This is a genomic window from Bacillus mycoides, from assembly GCF_018742245.1.
Classification (GTDB): domain Bacteria; phylum Bacillota; class Bacilli; order Bacillales; family Bacillaceae_G; genus Bacillus_A; species Bacillus_A cereus_U.
Genome location: NZ_CP036132.1, coordinates 4,677,667 through 4,695,159, shown reverse-complemented (window position 1 = coordinate 4,695,159; position 17,493 = coordinate 4,677,667). Strand labels below are relative to the sequence as shown.

Below are 17,493 nucleotides of genomic sequence, written 5' to 3'. Positions count from 1 at the left end.
AAGGAGAGAGGTAAAAGACGAACATTAATGAGCATTTTATAATAAAATGTAATTTTTTTAAAGAAAAATGCAGATGTGAGTTGTAATTTGTGTTAGAATGGTTAATGGCTTTAGAATAAGAGATTAGACGACTTTTTATAATCATTTCTATGGTTTTAGGGGTAAATGGAAAGTTCGGTTTATTTCGTATTTCTAATGGTCAGACGTTCAACATTAAAGAAGAGTTAAATGGAGGATTTTATTAATGAAGTTTGTTATGTTTCTTGTAGGATTACTTGTTGTATTCGTACTCGGTTTTCTTATAAGTTCTGATCGTAAGAAGATTAAGTATAAACCAATCGCGATTATGCTTGTTATTCAGCTAGCGTTAACGTATTTCTTATTAAATACGCCAATTGGTTATATTTTAGTAAAAGGAATTTCAGATGGATTTGGAGCACTTCTTGGATATGCGGAATCTGGAATCGTTTTCGTATTTGGTGGTCTTGTTAATAAAGGAGAGGTTTCATTCTTCTTAACAGCTTTATTACCAATCGTATTCTTTGCAGTGTTAATCGGAATTCTGCAACACTTTAAAATTTTACCGATATTTATTCGTGCTATTGGTACTATGCTAAGTAAAGTAAATGGTTTAGGAAAATTAGAATCATATAATGCAGTAGCGGCTGCAATTGTTGGACAAGCAGAAGTATTTATTACAGTAAAAGATCAATTAAGTAAAATCCCCAAACATCGTTTATATACACTATGTGCATCTTCCATGTCGACAGTATCGATGTCGATCGTTGGTTCTTATATGAAAATGATTGAGCCAAAATATGTAGTAACAGCACTTGTATTAAATTTATTTAGTGGTTTCATTATTATTCATATTATTAATCCGTACGATATTACGGAAGAAGAAGATACACTGAAGTTAGAAAATAAGAAAAAACAGTCGTTCTTTGAAATGTTAAGCGAATATATTATGCTTGGTTTCACGATTGCGATTACGGTAGCAGCAATGTTACTTGGTTTCGTAGCATTAATTACAGCAATCAATAGCTTGTTTGATTCAGTGTTCGGTATTACATTCCAAGCTATTCTAGGATATATTTTCTCTCCATTAGCATTCGTAATGGGAATCCCGCAATCAGAAATGGTAACGGCGGGACAAATTATGGCAACGAAATTAGTATCGAACGAATTTGTTGCGATGCTTGATCTAGGAAAAGTAGCTAGTGATTTATCAGCTCGTACAGTCGGTATTCTTTCTGTATTCCTTGTATCATTTGCAAACTTCTCATCTATCGGAATTATTGCAGGTGCAACGAAAGGGATTGATGAAAACCAATCAAACGTTGTTTCATCATTCGGATTACGACTTGTATACGGTGCGACATTAGTAAGTCTTTTATCGGCGATTATCGTTGGTGTTATGTTATAAAAAGGATGGCCCTAGCTCATAGCTAGGGCTATTTTTTATAGTGAATTTACATAAAAAAACCAATCAGTTAGGAATATATTAACATATAAAAATCTTTTAAAATTTATATTGCATTTCAATTAGATAACGCTTACAATTTGATTTGTAGGTGGTATCCATTTCAGACGTTAAATACGGTAGAAAAGAAGAGACTACCTGTTATAAATTGCAATTTATGTAAACGCTTACTGATTTTAGAAGACAGTTCAAAATATTTTAAGGGTTCATATTTTTTTAACACCAATAGTCAGACGTCATTCGTTATACGACTGATAACTCATGGAAGTGGAGGATTCACATATGAAGTTAGTAATGTTTCTAGTCGGTTTACTTGTAGTATTTGTACTAGGGTTTCTTATAAGTTCAGATCGTAAGAAAATTAAATATAAACCAATTGCAGTTATGCTTGTCATTCAATTGGTACTTGCGTATTTCTTACTAAATACAAAGGTCGGATTTGTATTAGTAAAAGGGATTGCAGATGGATTTGGAGCTATTTTAAAATTTGCGGAAGCTGGGGTTAATTTCGTATTTGGTGGTCTAGCAAATGATGGACAAGCACCATTCTTCTTAACAGTATTATTACCAATTATTTTCTTAGCAGTACTAATTGGGATCTTACAACATATAAAAATTTTACCGATTATCATTCGTGCAGTCGGTTTCGTATTAAGTAAAATTAACGGTTTAGGAAAACTTGAATCATATAACGCAGTAGCAGCGGCAATTGTCGGCCAAGGTGAAGTATTTATTACAGTAAAAGATCAATTAAGTAAATTACCAAAAAATCGTTTATACACACTTTGTGCATCTTCAATGTCAACAGTATCGATGTCAATCGTTGGTTCTTATATGAAGATGATTGATCCAAAATATGTAGTAACAGCACTTGTACTAAACTTATTTAGTGGATTCATTATCATTCATATTATTAATCCATATGATGTGAGCGAAGAAGATGACATTTTAGAATTACAAGAAGATAAGAAACAAACATTCTTTGAAATGTTAGGCGAATATATTATGCTAGGGTTCTCTATCGCTGTAACAGTAGCGGCGATGTTAATCGGTTTCGTAGCATTAATTACAGCAATTAACGGTGTGTTCGATTCAATTTTCGGAATCACATTCCAAAGCATTTTAGGATATATCTTCTCGCCATTAGCATTCGTAATGGGCATTCCAACATCAGAAATGCTAACAGCAGGACAAATTATGGCAACGAAATTAGTAACGAACGAATTTGTTGCGATGCTTGATCTAGGAAAAGTAGCTGGTGAGTTATCAGCTCGTACAGTAGGTATTTTATCAATCTTCCTTGTATCATTTGCGAACTTCTCATCTATCGGAATTATCGCAGGTGCAACGAAGAGTATCGATGGAAAACAATCAAACGTTGTATCTTCATTCGGATTAAAACTTGTATACGGTGCAACGTTAGTAAGTATATTATCAGCGGTTATCGTTGGGGTTATGCTTTAATAAATAACAAAGAAGTCGTTTATCTCTCACTTAGGGAGGATAAACGACTTTTTGTTTAACTTGCTTTATCCAAGTCTTTTTTAAACCGTGGTCTCTCTAAATAAGTTCCCAGTCTCCACACATATTCCACAGGCCCCATTCGGTATTTCTGTAGCCAATAGGTACTAACGAATAATTGAATCGTATAAATTCCAATGGTTAAAAGAATACCAAAGAAATAGCCAATTTTACCATATAAGCCAAATCCATATGCGTAAAAAATAGTTGTTGTGATAATAGATTGCGCTAAGTAATTACTAACCGACATTTTTCCCATGTTCGCCATGTATGCTAGTAAATGCGCTACCTTTTTGTAATGGAATAATAAAATAATCGTGCTTCCGTAAAAGAAGGTCATGGTTACTGGTGTAAGACTATCTTGTAACATAATTAAAATCGGATGTTTCACGAATATAGCTAAGATTTTAATTGTAAAAGAGAAAATCCCAGTGATAAGCCAAATTTTTTTAACAGTAGGTATATGTTGATCGACCTCAAATAGCCAGCCCTTTTTCCCCACATACATTCCGAGTAAGAAAAGTGGAGACATAAAAATTATTGCGAAAACTGATATGAAAACTAATCCGAATACACCGTTAATCCCCATATAATCAAAAGGATTTTCAGTTAGTCTAAAGTTGACATGATCCATATAGCTTCCAGTCTCATGGACCTTATGTTCCTTTTCGGTATAAGGTGCGAGATCATCATAGGGGTTCGATGTTGATTCCGATTGGTAAGATGCGAGCATAATGAGTGCTAGTAAAATAGATGCCCAAATGAGCAATGTTTTCGGTTTTCGATTGATGAACATCATTAAGAAAATCCCGATAACCCCGTAGGCAAATAAAATATCTCCCTCCCAAACAAAGGTGCCGTGAATGTAGCCTAGTAGTAAAAGAATGATAATACGTCTTATGTATGTGGGGAAGAATTTTTTTCCTTTCGCAATAATACTTTTTTGCAACAAAATAATACTAAGACCAAATAAAAAAGAGAATAGGGACATGAAATTGTGGGTGCCGAAAAATTGAATAAACCAATTAGCACCTTCATCAAGTTTTCCAAATATGTAAGTTGGTTTTTCACTGGCGAAGAATCCAAATTGAATTAAGGTCATATTGACAAGTAAAATACCAAACAAAGCGAAACCACGGATTGCATCAACAGCTTCTACACGCTGATTCATTTTTTCTCTCCTCGTATATTATTTTATCCCGCATTAACGAGCAGTAAGACTCCCACCTCAAAATTCGGCTGGAGCAAAGAAGTTAGGTGGGAGATCAACTGCCCGTAAACGCCCGATTGGTTCAACTAATAATCAGTGGGGGATGAACAAAACCCCACTGATTAAAGTTTCACTTTATATTGAAAATAATACCATTTCCTTATTGGTACTATGTCAAATACAAGGAAATTTAAGGTGATTTTAAGCTAGAGAGAAAATAAAAAAATCACCTTAATACATTCATTAAGGTGATCAAAATATTATTCAGCTGGAGGCGTAAAAGTACGTTTCTCTAATTCAGCATCTAGCATAAACAGTGCGTTTGAATCGCTTGTAATACGTTTTAATTTTTGGATGATGCTATCGAATGAAGCTTCTTCTTCTACTTGCTCGTCAACGAACCATTTTAAGAAGGTAATTGTTGCGTGTTCACGCTCATCCCACGCAATATCAGATAAGTTGTAAATGCGCTTCGTTACTTCACGCTCGTGCTCAAGTGCGACTTCAAAAGCATTCAATACAGACTCATATTCGTTATTAGGATGATCAAACCCAGTAATAATAGCGCGCTCACCACGGTCATTAATGTAGTTGTAAAGTTTCATTGCGTGGAAACGCTCTTCTTCAGCTTGTACAAGGAAAAAGTTAGCGAATCCATCGTAGCTTTCCGCTGTACAGTAAGCAGCCATTGCCATATAAGCGTGGGCAGAGTAAAATTCAAAATTCATTTGTTCATTTAGTGCGTCGTGCAATTTTTTAGATAACATAAAATCCCCCTTATTATTTTGACAAGAACATTATATCACAATTGATAATATTCTCATTTAGATACTTCGAACCTTTTTGAAAGCTTTGTGACGTGTGTTTCCATAATGTCTTGTAAATCCAAATCATATTTTTGTGAAAGAATAATAAGATTAGATAGGACATCACCAAGTTCTTCTTTTAGTTCTTGTTTTAGCTCATCTTGTGTTTTTGTTTGTTCATCAGGGCGATCACGACCGATTTCAATTGCGCGAACAACGCGTGAAACTTCCCCAACTTCCTCAGTTAAGAAATTTAAGCGAATAAAGGAATTATACTGTGACCAGCTTCGTTTTTCGTAAAATTCCTCAACCCATCTTTGAAATGCGACGATATCCATTTCTTTCTCATCCCTTCAATATGTTGTACAATACCCATTGTATCATAACAATATATAGTTTCGAGGTGTAGGGATGAGAAAGATTTGTGTGTTTGCAGGTTCAAATTTAGGGGAGAGACCAGAATTTAAAGAGCAGGCAATAGAGTTAGGGAAAATATTTGTTGAGAACGATTATGAGCTTGTATACGGCGGTTCATGCGTTGGATTAATGGGAGAAGTGGCAAATGAAGTTCTTCGCCTAGGTGGACGTGTAACAGGTGTTATGCCGCGTGGTTTATTCCGTGGTGAAATTGTTCATACAGGACTAACAGAATTAATTGAAGTAGAAACGATGCATGAGCGTAAGGCGAAAATGGCAGAGCTTGCGCATGCTTTCATTGCATTACCAGGTGGATACGGAACGTTTGAGGAATTATTTGAAGTTGTATGTTGGTCACAAATTGGTATACATGATAAGCCAGTTGGTTTATTGAACATTAAAGACTTTTACGGACCAATTCTGCAAATGGTTGAACGCGCAGCTGAAGAAGGCTTTATGAACCCATCGAATAAAGAGTTAATCGTTTCAGCTGAGACGGCTGACGAATTAATTCATAAAATCCAAAATTACGAGCGTCCTGTTTTGGGGACTAAGTGGAAGCAATTATCATAGTGCATTTTTATAGTGGATTTTGGAAACACATGTCATTTTATCTTGAAAAGACATGTGTTTTTAATTTGGTTAAATATGTTAATGTTGCGATATAATGTTTTTTTGAAAAGGAGAAATAGATGGAGGAGTTTGTGTATTTACGTCCTGTTTTTAAAAGTATTTTAGCAGCATCTATTCTTGTTATGCTAATTATTTTAAGACAGAAGAAAGAGCTTATTAATGAGTTTTCACTTTGGTTTATTTCGGTATTGTGTATCGGTGTTTCGGCGATAACACTTGTTATGTTAGGATTTATTGCTGATGAGTATAGTTTAGGCGGAGATTTGCAGTCTTCTAATATGTTTATTGGGATTGTTTTGATAAGTGGTCTAAATTTCATTATTTACTATAAACGGAAATAACAAGGAAGGCATTCCATATTACTTTGGAATGCCTTTATCATTTTGATTACTTTGTTTTTTATATAGATTTTTGGAAGAACATGTAAATTCATTTTAAAAAGACATGTGTTTTTAATTTGGTTAAATATATTGATAGTGAGATGTGAAATCGTTGGAAGAGGGGAAGTAGATGGAGGTATGTTTTGCTGACTTAAAAAAAGAACATCTGAATAAAAGGTGAATAAGGAATTATTGAGTGACATAGAATTGTTCCGTTAAAGGGTCAGATTGTGGAAGATAGGGAATGTTTTTTATGAAGTTAATAGAGGTTTTTTTAATCGAAATCAGAATGAATTTTATAGATGTAATCCTTTGGGGATTTTTAATCAGCTATGTATCATAATCTAATCATTAAAATGAAAATTGGAGGAGAAATAATCATGGGGCATTCTGTATTAAAAATGTATGACTACCACTTATGGGCAAATGAAGTTATTTTAAATCGCTTAAAAGAACTACCGCAAGACATTTTCCATAAGGAAGTTAAGAGTGGTTTTTCTTCGGTGGCAAAAGTAATGTCTCACATATACCTCACAGATTTAGCCTGGCTTGAGATTATTTCTGGTAAAAGCATGAGTGATGCAATGGTACACACAGACCAATTGAAAGAACAGCTGGAAACAAAAAATATTGAGGAAATGGAAACTAGTTTTTATGAATTATCTAAACGATATAAAGAACTTTTAAGTAGTCAACAAGATTATGAAAAAGTGTTTGAGGTTGATAATCCATATGCTGGGCACCTGGATACGACGGTTTCTGAAACAATACTACACGTCGTCACCCACGGAGCATATCACCGTGGGAATATAGCCACAATGTTGCGGCAAATGGGGCATACCTCTGTTATGCAAGATTTTGGACTATTTCTATATTCAAAATGAATTCTTTTTATTTACCATAGAATATGGGTTTTTATGATGTTTTTTGGGACTGCTTTTATTAGTGGTTTAAGCTTAATTATGTAATATAGAATAAAGGCATTCCATATTATTTCGGAATGCCTTTATCACTTTTATTATTTTGTTTCTTATACAGGTACCAGCCACCCCAGCCACCACCAATTGCTACAACAACGAGGAAAGCATAGTCTTTAACCTCGACACGTATATTGAAAATATTAGCTATGAGTAAGAGAATCCCAACTGTTATTAACGCGAAAAATGCTCTAATTAAGTAGTCTTTCAACTGAACCACTCCCGTCATTTAAGTAGTAAATGATGAACTTGGAAAAGCTTTTTGGATCTAATTACTAAAGGGTGTTTCCTATATTTTAACATAAAAGAGATTGTAATATATTGATAAAAATAGTGGAGGGGAGTGCTATTTTTGTCGTGATTTGTCGGTAAGTCGATATATTGGAAAAATCGCTGATAAATTTGACGAAATCGCCGATATAATGCAAAAATCGCCGATAAATTTGATGGAATCGCTGATATAATTTCTGTGCGATTACCCCATAGAAAAAAGCGACTCTGAGCGAGTCGCTTGTGCTTTTAGTTGTATCCAGCTCCAGCGGCTAGAACAGTCGGTCATTTCGCGCCTTCCTGTGAGGCAAAAAGCGCCTCTACGTCAGGAGCTCCAATGCCCTCCTGTTCTGAGCGAGCCGCTTGTGCTTTTAGTTGTATCCAGCTCCAGCGGCTAGAATGTTCGGTGGCTTCGCTTTTTCCTGCGAGGCAAAGAGCGCCTCTACGTCAAAAGCTCCATCCTCCTCACATTCTGAACGAGCCGCTTGCGCTTTTAGTTGTATCCAGCTCCAGCGGCTAGAACAGTCGGTCATTTCGCGCCTTCCTGTGAGGCAAAAAGCGCCTCTTCGTCAGGAGCTCCAATGCCCTCCTGTTCTGAACGAGCCGCTTGTGCTTTTAGTTGTATCCAGCTCCAGCGGCTAGAATGTTCGGTGGCTTCGCTTTTTCCTGCGAGGCAAAGAGCGCCTCTACGTCAAAAGCTCCATCCTCCTCACATTCTGAACGAGCCGCTTGCGCTTTTAGTTGTATCCAGCTCCAGCGGCTAGAACAGTCGGTCATTTCGCGCCTTCCTGTGAGGCAAAAAGCGCCTCTTCGTCAGGAGCTCCAATGCCCTCCTGTTCTGAACGAGCCGCTTGTGCTTTTAGTTGTATCCAGCTCCAGCGGCTAGAATGTTCGGTGGCTTCGCTTTTTCCTGCGAGGCAAAGAGCGCCTCTACGTCAAAAGCTCCATCCTCCTCACATTCTGAACGAGCCGCTTGCGCTTTTAATTGTATCCAGCTCCAGCGGCTAGAACAGTCGGTTGTTTCACTCCTTCATTCGAGGCAAAAAGCGCCTCGGAATCAGGAGTTCCAACACCCTCCTGTTCTGAACGAGCCGCTTCCGCTTTTAATATATTATTGATTCAAGAATGCACGTAGCATCCAAGCGTGTTTTTCTAGTTCTGTGTAGATGCCTAGTAGTAGGTCAGATGTCATTTCGTCGTCAGATTCTTGAGCGATTTCCATGCCTTTTTTTAGTTCGACTAGCATCATTTCGTAGTCTTTCATGATTGCTTCGACCATTCCTTCTGCAGTTTCTCCGTAAGCTGCTTCTTGAATAGAAGATAGTTCTAAGTATTCTTTCATTGTTGCTACTGGTTTGCCGCCAATTGCTAAAATGCGTTCTGCAATTTCATCGATGTGAGTAGCTGATTCTGTGTAAAGCTCTTCAAATTTTTCATGTAGTGTGAAGAATTGAGGTCCTTTTACGTACCAATGGAAGTTGTGTAGTTTTGTAAATAAAACGCTCCAGTTTGCTACTTGTTTGTTTAATGCTTCGATTACTTGTGTATTCATTATGATCAATCTCCTCTTGAGTTATTATGTTATACGAATTACTAATTTATAATTATTATAATCTAGTAATTTGTATAAATCAACCCTTTTGTTGGAATTAATTTGAACAAATTATGAACTGTTGTATATAAAAACCCCCTATTACTGTGAAGTAATAGGGGGTTTTTAATGATATATAGCTCCAGCGGCTAGAATCTCCGGTCATTTCGCTCTCTCGCTCGAAGCAAAAAGCGCTTCAAGGTCGAGAGCTTGAAGTGCCCTGCGATTCTGAACGAGCCGCCTCCGCTTTTATTTGTTACACAGCCTGTTTCTTTTCTTCTACATCCTGTCCATCCCAGCACTCTGTATTCTTTAAGCCAGGAATAGAACTTGCAAGGAAAACAGGATCTTTTCCTTGTTTCTTTTGTTTTATATAGTCTACTAATGCTGCGTAGGCAAATTTGCTAAGGAATGAGATGGCAATTAAGTTTGTGAATACCATTAGTCCCATAAAGAAATCAGCTAAGCTCCAAACTGTTTGAAGGGCAGCGATTGATCCGAAGAAAACCATTCCGACAACTGCAACACGATAAATCAGTAACCATGTTTTGCTTTCTTTAATGAATGCGATATTTGTTTCACCATAATAGTAGTTTCCTAGTAAAGAACTGAAAGCAAATAGGAAAATAATAATCGCTAAGAAAGTGCTTGCCCACGGTCCAATTTGTGAACTTAATGCTTGTTGTGTTAATTCAATACCTTCTAAATTTGATCCTTTGTAAAGTCCAGAACATAATACGATAAATGCCGTTGATGTACATACTAAGAATGTATCTACGAAAACACCTAATGCTTGAACAAGCCCTTGTTTTACAGGGTGAGATACATCTGATGTTGCAGCTGCGTTAGGAGAGCTACCCATACCTGCTTCTGTCGCGAATAAACCGCGCTGAATTCCGAACTTGATTGCTGCTCCAATACCACCAGCGATGGCTTGGTCTAAACCGAATGCACCGTTAAATATTTCTAGGAAAATGCTTGGTAACATATTGAAGTTTTTAATAACGACAAAAATAGCCACACCAATATACACGATTGCCATTGGAGGAACAATCATCTCTGTAATACGTGAAATGCTCTTAATACCGCCAAAAATAATAACTGCAACTAGTAAAGCTAGTAGAGCTCCTACGATTGTTCGCTCTAATCCAAAAGCATTTTCAAACGCTATTGTTACTGTATTTGCTTGTACTGAATTGAAAATTAATCCATACGCAACTGTAATGAGAAGTGAAAACCAAATCCCCATCCAACGTTTATTTAAACCTTTTTCCATATAGTAAGCAGGGCCACCACGGAAACCACGACCATCTTTTACTTTATAAATTTGCGCGAGCGTACATTCTACAAAACTAGTAGCTGCACCGAGAATCGCGATAAACCACATCCAAAATATTGCACCAGGTCCTCCCATTGAAATTGCTAGTGCTACACCAGCTAAGTTCCCGATACCAATGCGTGCGGCTGCACTTAAGCAAAATGCTTGGAATGGAGAGATGCTATCTTTCTTTTTTTCTTTTCGATTAAATCCTTTACTAATTAAACTGACCATATCACCGAAATGAGTAATTTGGACAAATTTTAATTTGAAAGAGAAATAAAGACCGAAGCCGATTAGCATTGCAATAAGAATATATGACCATAAAATATTATTCGTTACCTCAAGGAATCTGCTAAAGATATCAACCATTATAATACACTTCCTTTTTTTCGTAATAAGAAAATTATATGCAAAAAATATACCAGAATCAATTTTTCTAAAAAATGATGTTACTTAAATGCTTTTCGTGTTATGATTATGTCACATCGTAATATTTTTAGAATTATTTACATTTTAAAAAACTAAATTTAAAGCGAGAAAGAGGGGATAATTTGAAAGAAGAATCTTTATTGAAAGTAAGTCTTAAGAGTTTGAAAATGAGAAGTAATTTATTTTTCATCATTACATCTTTAAGTATCTTTTTAGGAGCCACTTATTATTACAATAAAAGATTTCCAAATCACAGATATCCTGACTGGTTAGAATTTCTAAAATTAGTTGGTTGAAGAAAAGACAGAAAAACAGAAAATTCAAATAAAAAATTATTTATTGTTGAGGAGGAACTAGTATGAATATAAGAGAAAGTGAACTTCCAGGTATTGGTTATAAGTTTCAAATCGTTACGAAAGGTAACGAAAAAATGGTGATTGTCATTCATGATGATGGGCGTAGAGAAATGTATCATTTTGATACAGACCATGAAGAAAGCATCTCAAGTATTTCATTGCGTGACTCAGAGGCAAGACAAATTGCAGCAATATTAGGCGGGATGGTATATAAGCCTAGGGCGTTAGAAAATGTTGAAATGGTCTTTGAAGGTTTAGCGATTGAGTGGTTCAAAGTGGAGAATGCAGCTTCAGCAATTGGAAAAACAATTGGTGATCTTGAAATAAGAAAAACATATAGCGTAACGATAATTGCAGTTATGAAAAAGAACATGAAAAAGCTATTTAATCCAGGGCCAGACACGGTGATTGAAGAAGGAGATATGCTTGTAGTCTCAGGTGAGAGAGAAGAAATTAAAAAAATTATTAATGAATTACTTTCGAATAGGGGGACTGACTAGATGGATACTTTAATTTTTGAAGTTGGTACAGCTTTAGTTTTAGTAGCAATTGCGGCGGTAATTGCTGGAAAGTTTAAATTCTCAGTAATTCCTTTTCTAATCGTTCTTGGTATGTTAGTAGGACCGCATGCGCCGACAATAGGTGTTATCGATCTCAAATTTATTGAAAGTGCAAGTGTAATTTCCTTTCTTGGAAGGATTGGAGTTCTGTTCCTTCTGTTCTATCTAGGGCTAGAGTTTTCGATGAAAAAACTAATTAAATCTGGACGTTCGATTGCTATTGGCGGAACAATCTATATTTTAATTAACTTTTCACTTGGATTATTATACGGATTTATAATGGGATTCCCGTTACTAGAAATCTTAATTATTGCGGGTATTATTACGATTTCTTCTAGTGCTATCGTTGCAAAAGTGTTAGTTGATTTAAGAAGAACTGGTAATAATGAAACCGAATTAATTTTAGGAATTATTATGTTTGAAGATATATTCCTTGCTGTATATTTATCAGTAGTTTCTGGCTTAGTCCTCGGGGATCACGCTTCGTTCTTAGGTGCTCTCACTTCAATTGGAATTGCTTTAGGATATATGCTTCTATTCTTCGTAGTAGCTAGAAAGGCTACGCCGTTATTAAATAAATTGCTCAATATTAGTTCTGATGAAATCTTTATTATTGTAGTATTTGCTTCGTTGTTCTTTATTGCTGGTTTTTCAGAAACAATTCACGTTGCAGAAGCAATCGGGGCACTTCTTTTAGGGTTAGTTTTCTCTGAGACAGAGCATAGTGATCGAATTGAACATCTTGTTGTTCCATTTAGAGACTTTTTCGGAGCTATCTTCTTCTTCAGTTTCGGATTAAGTATAGATCCGTTCTCATTGGGCGGAGCGATATGGTTAACGTTAGGTGCTGTACTTCTGACGATAATCGGAAACTTTGTAGCAGGGATGATTGCAGGACGACAAGCTGGATTATCTCATAAAGCTTCAACAAATATTGGATTAACAATCGTTTCAAGGGGAGAGTTTTCCATCATTATGGCCAATATCGGTATAGCCGGTGGTTTAATGTCAGTATTGAAACCATTCTCAGCACTATACGTGCTTATACTGTCTATTTTAGGTCCGCTTCTAACGAAAGAGTCAAAGAATGTATATAAATTTTTAAATAAAATCTTTAAGTGGGATACGAAGGCAAACTAAATTTTAAAAAATAAAAGTACAAGATATTTACCGCTTGTACTTTTATTTTTTGCAATGAAAACAGTAAAGCGAGGTAAATGATGTTAGGAGAGTTGATTCATTCAGTTTTAGTTTTTCTAGAAGGACTTGGTTATTGGGGAATTATGCTTGGATTGATGTTAGAGGTTATTCCAAGTGAAATCGTATTGTCTTATGCAGGCTATTTAGTATCAACAGGAAGCATTACATTTTGGGGTGCTGTTGCGTTCGGTACGATTGGCGGTGTAATCGCACAGCTATTTATTTATTGGATCGGTCGATACGGAGGAAGACCTGTTCTTGAGCGATATGGAAAATATATTTTGATTCAGAAGAAACATATTGATTATGCGGAAGCGTGGTTTAATCGTTATGGAACTGGTGTTATCTTTACCGCACGTTTTATTCCCGTTGTGCGTCATGCTATTTCGATACCAGCAGGTATTGCGAAAATGTCACATGCTAAGTTTATTACGCTAACTACATTAGCTGTTATTCCATGGTCAATTGTATTTGTCTATTTAGGCTTTAAATTAGGATCAGAGTGGGAAAGTATTAATAAAGTAGCTGGGCCATATGTGAAATATTTTGCGCTTGCTGCTATTGTTTGTGCAATTGGTTATTTTATATTAAAAAAAATGATGAAAAAAAAGTGATTACGGAAAAAGAATCTATGCTGACATAGATTCTTTTTTATTGTCATTTTTTAAAGTGTGAAAGAGTATGTTTAATATTTACCATATTGTGGCATACATATAGGAAAAGGGAGTTTGGAAAGGGGATTATAGAGAAATGGAACTCCAGTTTCAAAATGTATATCAACAAGTTGAGAATTGGTATGTGTTGGATTCGGAGCTTCCTTGGGATGTCAAAAAGTTAAGAAATGATTTGTTTTCTCTTATTGAAGTAAGTGCAACGCCAGTTATTTTTTGTGATACGTGTGATGCGAATAATGTACTTTTATCATTAGGAGAAGAAGAAGAGGAGTTTTTATTCCCGGTAGGTGGTTTTTATCATAAAGAAAAACAATTAATTTTCGTTTGTATGTGGGAAGAGTATGAGCAAGTGCTCAAAACGCTATTGCATGAATTCAGGCATGCGATGCAGCATAAGGACGATGTACTATATGTTGGACATGAACTATACGAAGAAAGATGGATCGAGAAAGATGCGAGGCATTTCGCGGAGAGGAAGCTAGATGAATACAAAAATAGAAATTTAATCTGAAGCATAGTGGAGAAAAATCACTGTGCTTTTTATTTGTTGCTAATTAAAAATAAGTTGTTGACCTTTATTAAGTTTAGTTCTAAACTAATAGTATCAAATGAGCGAGGTGATGGAATGAAAGCAGAGGAAAAACTTGGATTACTATTATGGTTTCGTTTATCACGCTTTTATAATAGAAGTATTCGTGAGACAAATCAGCATTTGAAAAAGTGGAATGTATCTGCCGCTCAGTTTGATGTATTAGTTCAAATTGGAGGACACGATCGTTTAACGCAGCAAGAACTTGGAAATAAGTTGTTTGTTACGAAAGGAAATGTTACTCAGCTTTTAAATAAGATGGAGCAACTAGATTGGATTCAGCGTGAACAAGAAGGTACGACGAAATATATTTCATTAACAGAAAAGGGAAAGGTTCTATATGAAGAAATAGTCCCGCCGCAAGAAACATTTCAAGCAGAGCAATTTGATAAGTTAAATAGAGAAGAACAAAAACAATTATTAGAATTACTGAAGAAGTTGCAGTAATAAAATTAAAAATAAATATCTCGATTTCGAGATAATATGAGGTGAAGGGTATGTTTAGAAAAGTTGATCATAAAAATATGGGAAGAGCAAATCACGGTTGGTTAAATACACATTTTCATTTTTCTTTTGCAAATTATTATAATCCAAACAACATGAATTTTGGAGCAGTACGTGTTATGAATGATGATTTAATAGCGGCACAAACAGGTTTTGATATGCATCCGCATCGTGATATGGAGATTATCTCTTACGTTATAGATGGTGAATTAACACATGAAGATAGTATGGGGAACCGCGGGACAATTGAGCGTGGGCATGTTCAATATATGAGTGCAGGTACTGGTGTATTTCACAGTGAGCATAACTTAGGAAGTGAAACATTACGTTTATTGCAAATTTGGATTTTACCAGACCGCGATGGTCATAAACCGAACTATGGTGAGTTTAAATTTGATTGGAGCAAACGTGAAAATGAGTGGTTCCATATGGTATCTCCTTCTGATGGAGATGCACCAATTCATATTCACCAAGATGCAAATTTATATTCTTTATCATTAGAGGCTGGTAAAGAGATTCATTTCCCTGTTCAAGAAGGACGCCAATTATACCTTGTACAAATTGAAGGTAGTAGCGTTGTAAACGGTGAAACACTCGTAATGCGTGATGCAGCGGAGGCTGTAGAAGCAGATATTCGCATTCAAGCGAAAGAAAAATCTCACTATTTAGCAATTGAAATGAAAATGCAATAAAGTGAAGTTTTAATCAGTGGGTTGTTCAGTATATAAATAGCGGAATGAAAAGTTATAGGAAAGAGGACATCGAAAAACGATGTCCTCTTTTTGGTGAGTTGAATTATCAGAAAAAACTTTCTCAATGTTTAAAAACAGGTATACGAATAAGTATTTAGAATTGTAATAAGTGTGTCAAAAATTCTTAGGGGAATGGGGAGTGTTAGATTGAAAAAGCAAGTAATTTCATCAGCATTAGCGTTAACTGTTATCGCAAGTGGGTTTGGGGCATTTGGAGCAACTACGACGAAAGCAGAAGAGCAAAAAATCCAGTATCACCAAGAGTTCAAAACACCAGCTTACATAGGTGAAGAATGGAAAGCGCCAGAAGGTCTAGATAAAAAAGAGACAGTATTTCAATATTTAGAGAGCAAGAAGGATATGTTTAAACTAGCAGGAAATATTGATAAGCATTTCAATATCGTTGGTGAAGAAAAAGATGCTGAGTCTGGTACAACACATGTGAAGTTAGTTGAGAAGCATAATAACATTCCTGTGTATGGTTCAGATCAAACGGTTACGCTTGATAAAGAGAATAATGTAAAAGCATTTTTCGGACAAGTTATTCCAAATTTAGATAATAAAAATATTCCTGCATCTGCAAGTATTAGTGCGGAACAAGCAGAAACGATTGCAAAAGCTAATATTGAGAAAGAAATTGGTAAAGTAAAGAATTATGATGGTGTGAAAAAAGATTTATATGTGTATGAAAAAGATGGTCAATACTATCTTGCATATCTTGTAAAAGCGTCGGTTTCGAAACCAGCTCCAGGATATTGGCATTATTTTGTTGATGCAACAAATGGAAATGTTATTGAGAAATATAATGCTGTAGATCACGTTACTGGATTTGGTTACGGAGTATTAGGGGCTAGACAATCATTTGAAATTGCTCAAGATACGAAAACAGGAGCGTTCAACTTATTTGATGGTACACGAGGTCAAGGTGTCCATACATTTGATGCAGAGAATATGGATGAAAACTGGTTTAATTTCTTCTCACAAATTCTTGGATATACAGGAGAAGAAGTTGTAAGTAAATCTAAGTTCTTCGAAGATAAAGCGGCAGTTGATGCGCATGTGAATGCAGGAAAAGTATATGATTACTATAAAAAGACATTTAACCGTAACTCTTTCGATGATAAAGGTGCGAGACTTATTTCTACTGTTCACGTAGGTGAATCTTGGAATAACGCAGCGTGGAACGGTGTGCAAATGATGTATGGTGATGGAGATGGTAAGACATTTATTCCATTATCAGCAGGGCTAGATGTTATTGGCCACGAATTAACGCATGCTGTAACTGAACATACAGCAAACCTTGTATATAAAAATGAATCAGGAGCGTTAAATGAATCGTTATCTGATATCATGGGTGTCATGGTTGAGAAGAAGAGCTGGGATTTAGGTGCTGATATTTATACACCTGGTAAACCTGGAGATGCACTTCGTTCTCTAAAGGATCCAGCATCTATTCCAAACCCATTAAAACCTGGTGAAGGTTACCCAGATCATTACAATAAACGTTATACTGGAACAGCTGATAATGGCGGCGTTCATATTAACAGTAGTATTAACAATAAGGCGGCGTATTTAGTGTCTGAGGGCGGCACACATTACAATGTGAAAGTAACTGGAGTGGGCCGTGAAGCAACAGAAAAAATTTACTATCGTGCTCTTACAAAATATTTAACTGCAAACTCTGATTTCAAAATGATGCGTCAAGCTGCACTTCAATCAGCAGAGGATCTATACGGTAAAAACTCTAAAGCTGTACAAGCTGTAACGAAAGCTTATGATGCTGTAGGAGTAAAATAATAAGAGAAAAAGACCTGACTGGA

General features: G+C 35.8%; 18 protein-coding genes. 12 read left to right on the top strand and 6 right to left on the bottom strand.

Annotation, left to right across the window (positions count from 1 at the left end; genetic code table 11):
* The first annotated feature begins 244 nt into the window (after positions 1 to 244).
* Together EXW56_RS24235 and EXW56_RS24230 are read left to right on the top strand one after the other, a co-directional pair.
* A complete protein-coding gene (locus EXW56_RS24235; RefSeq protein ID WP_002112759.1) occupies positions 245 to 1,426 on the top strand; it encodes a NupC/NupG family nucleoside CNT transporter in 1,182 nt (393 codons plus the stop codon).
* A 339-nt stretch (positions 1,427 to 1,765) separates the two neighbouring features.
* The gene (locus EXW56_RS24230) at positions 1,766 to 2,947 is read left to right on the top strand and encodes a NupC/NupG family nucleoside CNT transporter (RefSeq protein ID WP_002198910.1); all 1,182 of its coding nucleotides are present in this window, start codon (positions 1,766 to 1,768) and stop codon (positions 2,945 to 2,947) included.
* A 55-nt stretch (positions 2,948 to 3,002) separates the two neighbouring features.
* On the opposite strand, the gene EXW56_RS24225 is transcribed toward EXW56_RS24230, so the two are convergent.
* From EXW56_RS24225 to EXW56_RS24215, 3 genes are all read right to left on the bottom strand, one after another.
* Positions 3,003 to 4,175 (bottom strand): DUF418 domain-containing protein, encoded by a 1,173-nt coding sequence (locus EXW56_RS24225; RefSeq protein WP_215597031.1) that lies wholly within the window; start codon positions 4,173 to 4,175, stop codon positions 3,003 to 3,005.
* A gap of 299 nt (positions 4,176 to 4,474) precedes the next feature.
* Positions 4,475 to 4,981: a ferritin gene (locus tag EXW56_RS24220; RefSeq protein ID WP_002112754.1), complete on the bottom strand. Its 507-nt coding sequence runs from the start codon at positions 4,979 to 4,981 to the stop codon at positions 4,475 to 4,477.
* 53 nt (positions 4,982 to 5,034) lie between these two features.
* Positions 5,035 to 5,358: a MazG nucleotide pyrophosphohydrolase domain-containing protein gene (locus tag EXW56_RS24215; RefSeq protein ID WP_215557684.1), complete on the bottom strand. Its 324-nt coding sequence runs from the start codon at positions 5,356 to 5,358 to the stop codon at positions 5,035 to 5,037.
* 88 nt (positions 5,359 to 5,446) lie between these two features.
* On the opposite strand from EXW56_RS24215, the gene EXW56_RS24210 reads away from it, so the two are divergent.
* The 3 genes from EXW56_RS24210 to EXW56_RS24200 all read left to right on the top strand — a co-directional run bounded on the left by EXW56_RS24210 (position 5,447) and on the right by EXW56_RS24200 (position 7,334).
* Positions 5,447 to 6,010 (top strand): LOG family protein, encoded by a 564-nt coding sequence (locus EXW56_RS24210; protein ID WP_215597591.1) that lies wholly within the window; start codon positions 5,447 to 5,449, stop codon positions 6,008 to 6,010.
* A 119-nt stretch (positions 6,011 to 6,129) separates the two neighbouring features.
* Entirely contained in the window at positions 6,130 to 6,411 is a 282-nt protein-coding gene (locus EXW56_RS24205) for a hypothetical protein (RefSeq protein ID WP_215557683.1), read from the top strand.
* A gap of 419 nt (positions 6,412 to 6,830) precedes the next feature.
* Positions 6,831 to 7,334, top strand: coding sequence for a DinB family protein (locus EXW56_RS24200; RefSeq protein WP_002112749.1), 504 nt, complete (start codon positions 6,831 to 6,833; stop codon positions 7,332 to 7,334).
* A gap of 106 nt (positions 7,335 to 7,440) precedes the next feature.
* Here the strand turns inward: EXW56_RS24200 and EXW56_RS24195 are convergent, their stop codons facing one another.
* The 3 genes from EXW56_RS24195 to EXW56_RS24185 all read right to left on the bottom strand — a co-directional run bounded on the left by EXW56_RS24195 (position 7,441) and on the right by EXW56_RS24185 (position 10,978).
* Complete coding sequence (locus EXW56_RS24195) at positions 7,441 to 7,638, bottom strand: hypothetical protein (RefSeq protein WP_098167509.1); 198 nt, start codon at positions 7,636 to 7,638, stop codon at positions 7,441 to 7,443.
* A 1,170-nt stretch (positions 7,639 to 8,808) separates the two neighbouring features.
* Positions 8,809 to 9,249, bottom strand: a complete 441-nt coding sequence (locus EXW56_RS24190; protein ID WP_002198913.1) for a Dps family protein — start codon at positions 9,247 to 9,249, stop codon at positions 8,809 to 8,811.
* Between the two features lie 295 nt (positions 9,250 to 9,544).
* Positions 9,545 to 10,978 carry an alanine/glycine:cation symporter family protein gene (locus EXW56_RS24185; RefSeq protein WP_002198914.1) on the bottom strand — a complete coding sequence of 478 codons (1,434 nt, stop codon included), beginning with the start codon at positions 10,976 to 10,978 and terminating at the stop codon, positions 9,545 to 9,547.
* A gap of 418 nt (positions 10,979 to 11,396) precedes the next feature.
* Between EXW56_RS24185 and EXW56_RS24180 the strand changes: the two genes are divergently transcribed.
* The 7 genes from EXW56_RS24180 to EXW56_RS24150 all read left to right on the top strand — a co-directional run bounded on the left by EXW56_RS24180 (position 11,397) and on the right by EXW56_RS24150 (position 17,470).
* On the top strand, positions 11,397 to 11,894 hold the full coding sequence (locus EXW56_RS24180; RefSeq protein WP_215557681.1) for a cation:proton antiporter regulatory subunit: 498 nt from the start codon (positions 11,397 to 11,399) through the stop codon (positions 11,892 to 11,894).
* On the top strand, positions 11,895 to 13,094 hold the full coding sequence (locus EXW56_RS24175; protein WP_002159952.1) for a cation:proton antiporter: 1,200 nt from the start codon (positions 11,895 to 11,897) through the stop codon (positions 13,092 to 13,094). It abuts the gene before it with no gap.
* Between the two features lie 80 nt (positions 13,095 to 13,174).
* Positions 13,175 to 13,768, top strand: a complete 594-nt coding sequence (locus tag EXW56_RS24170; RefSeq protein WP_002112738.1) for an undecaprenyl phosphate transporter UptA — start codon at positions 13,175 to 13,177, stop codon at positions 13,766 to 13,768.
* Between the two features lie 136 nt (positions 13,769 to 13,904).
* Positions 13,905 to 14,339 carry a DUF3920 family protein gene (locus tag EXW56_RS24165; protein ID WP_002198916.1) on the top strand — a complete coding sequence of 145 codons (435 nt, stop codon included), beginning with the start codon at positions 13,905 to 13,907 and terminating at the stop codon, positions 14,337 to 14,339.
* Between the two features lie 114 nt (positions 14,340 to 14,453).
* Positions 14,454 to 14,864, top strand: a complete 411-nt coding sequence (locus EXW56_RS24160) for a MarR family winged helix-turn-helix transcriptional regulator (protein WP_215557678.1) — start codon at positions 14,454 to 14,456, stop codon at positions 14,862 to 14,864.
* A 50-nt stretch (positions 14,865 to 14,914) separates the two neighbouring features.
* Positions 14,915 to 15,613, top strand: coding sequence for a pirin family protein (locus EXW56_RS24155; protein WP_215597030.1), 699 nt, complete (start codon positions 14,915 to 14,917; stop codon positions 15,611 to 15,613).
* Between the two features lie 207 nt (positions 15,614 to 15,820).
* Complete coding sequence (locus EXW56_RS24150) at positions 15,821 to 17,470, top strand: M4 family metallopeptidase (RefSeq protein WP_199661766.1); 1,650 nt, start codon at positions 15,821 to 15,823, stop codon at positions 17,468 to 17,470.
* The last annotated feature ends 23 nt before the right edge of the window (positions 17,471 to 17,493 follow it).

Excerpts from the sequence above, each read along its gene's own strand:
- EXW56_RS24235 (WP_002112759.1), top strand. The coding sequence starts at position 245 with ATGAAGTTTGTTATGTTTCTTGTAGGATTACTTGTTGTATTCGTACTC.
- EXW56_RS24230 (WP_002198910.1), top strand. The coding sequence starts at position 1,766 with ATGAAGTTAGTAATGTTTCTAGTCGGTTTACTTGTAGTATTTGTACTA.
- EXW56_RS24225 (WP_215597031.1), bottom strand. The coding sequence starts at position 4,175 with ATGAATCAGCGTGTAGAAGCTGTTGATGCAATCCGTGGTTTCGCTTTG.
- EXW56_RS24220 (WP_002112754.1), bottom strand. The coding sequence starts at position 4,981 with ATGTTATCTAAAAAATTGCACGACGCACTAAATGAACAAATGAATTTT.
- EXW56_RS24215 (WP_215557684.1), bottom strand. The coding sequence starts at position 5,358 with ATGGATATCGTCGCATTTCAAAGATGGGTTGAGGAATTTTACGAAAAA.
- EXW56_RS24205 (WP_215557683.1), top strand. The coding sequence starts at position 6,130 with ATGGAGGAGTTTGTGTATTTACGTCCTGTTTTTAAAAGTATTTTAGCA.
- EXW56_RS24200 (WP_002112749.1), top strand. The coding sequence starts at position 6,831 with ATGGGGCATTCTGTATTAAAAATGTATGACTACCACTTATGGGCAAAT.
- EXW56_RS24190 (WP_002198913.1), bottom strand. The coding sequence starts at position 9,249 with ATGAATACACAAGTAATCGAAGCATTAAACAAACAAGTAGCAAACTGG.
- EXW56_RS24185 (WP_002198914.1), bottom strand. The coding sequence starts at position 10,978 with ATGGTTGATATCTTTAGCAGATTCCTTGAGGTAACGAATAATATTTTA.
- EXW56_RS24180 (WP_215557681.1), top strand. The coding sequence starts at position 11,397 with ATGAATATAAGAGAAAGTGAACTTCCAGGTATTGGTTATAAGTTTCAA.
- EXW56_RS24175 (WP_002159952.1), top strand. The coding sequence starts at position 11,895 with ATGGATACTTTAATTTTTGAAGTTGGTACAGCTTTAGTTTTAGTAGCA.
- EXW56_RS24170 (WP_002112738.1), top strand. The coding sequence starts at position 13,175 with ATGTTAGGAGAGTTGATTCATTCAGTTTTAGTTTTTCTAGAAGGACTT.
- EXW56_RS24165 (WP_002198916.1), top strand. The coding sequence starts at position 13,905 with ATGGAACTCCAGTTTCAAAATGTATATCAACAAGTTGAGAATTGGTAT.
- EXW56_RS24160 (WP_215557678.1), top strand. The coding sequence starts at position 14,454 with ATGAAAGCAGAGGAAAAACTTGGATTACTATTATGGTTTCGTTTATCA.
- EXW56_RS24155 (WP_215597030.1), top strand. The coding sequence starts at position 14,915 with ATGTTTAGAAAAGTTGATCATAAAAATATGGGAAGAGCAAATCACGGT.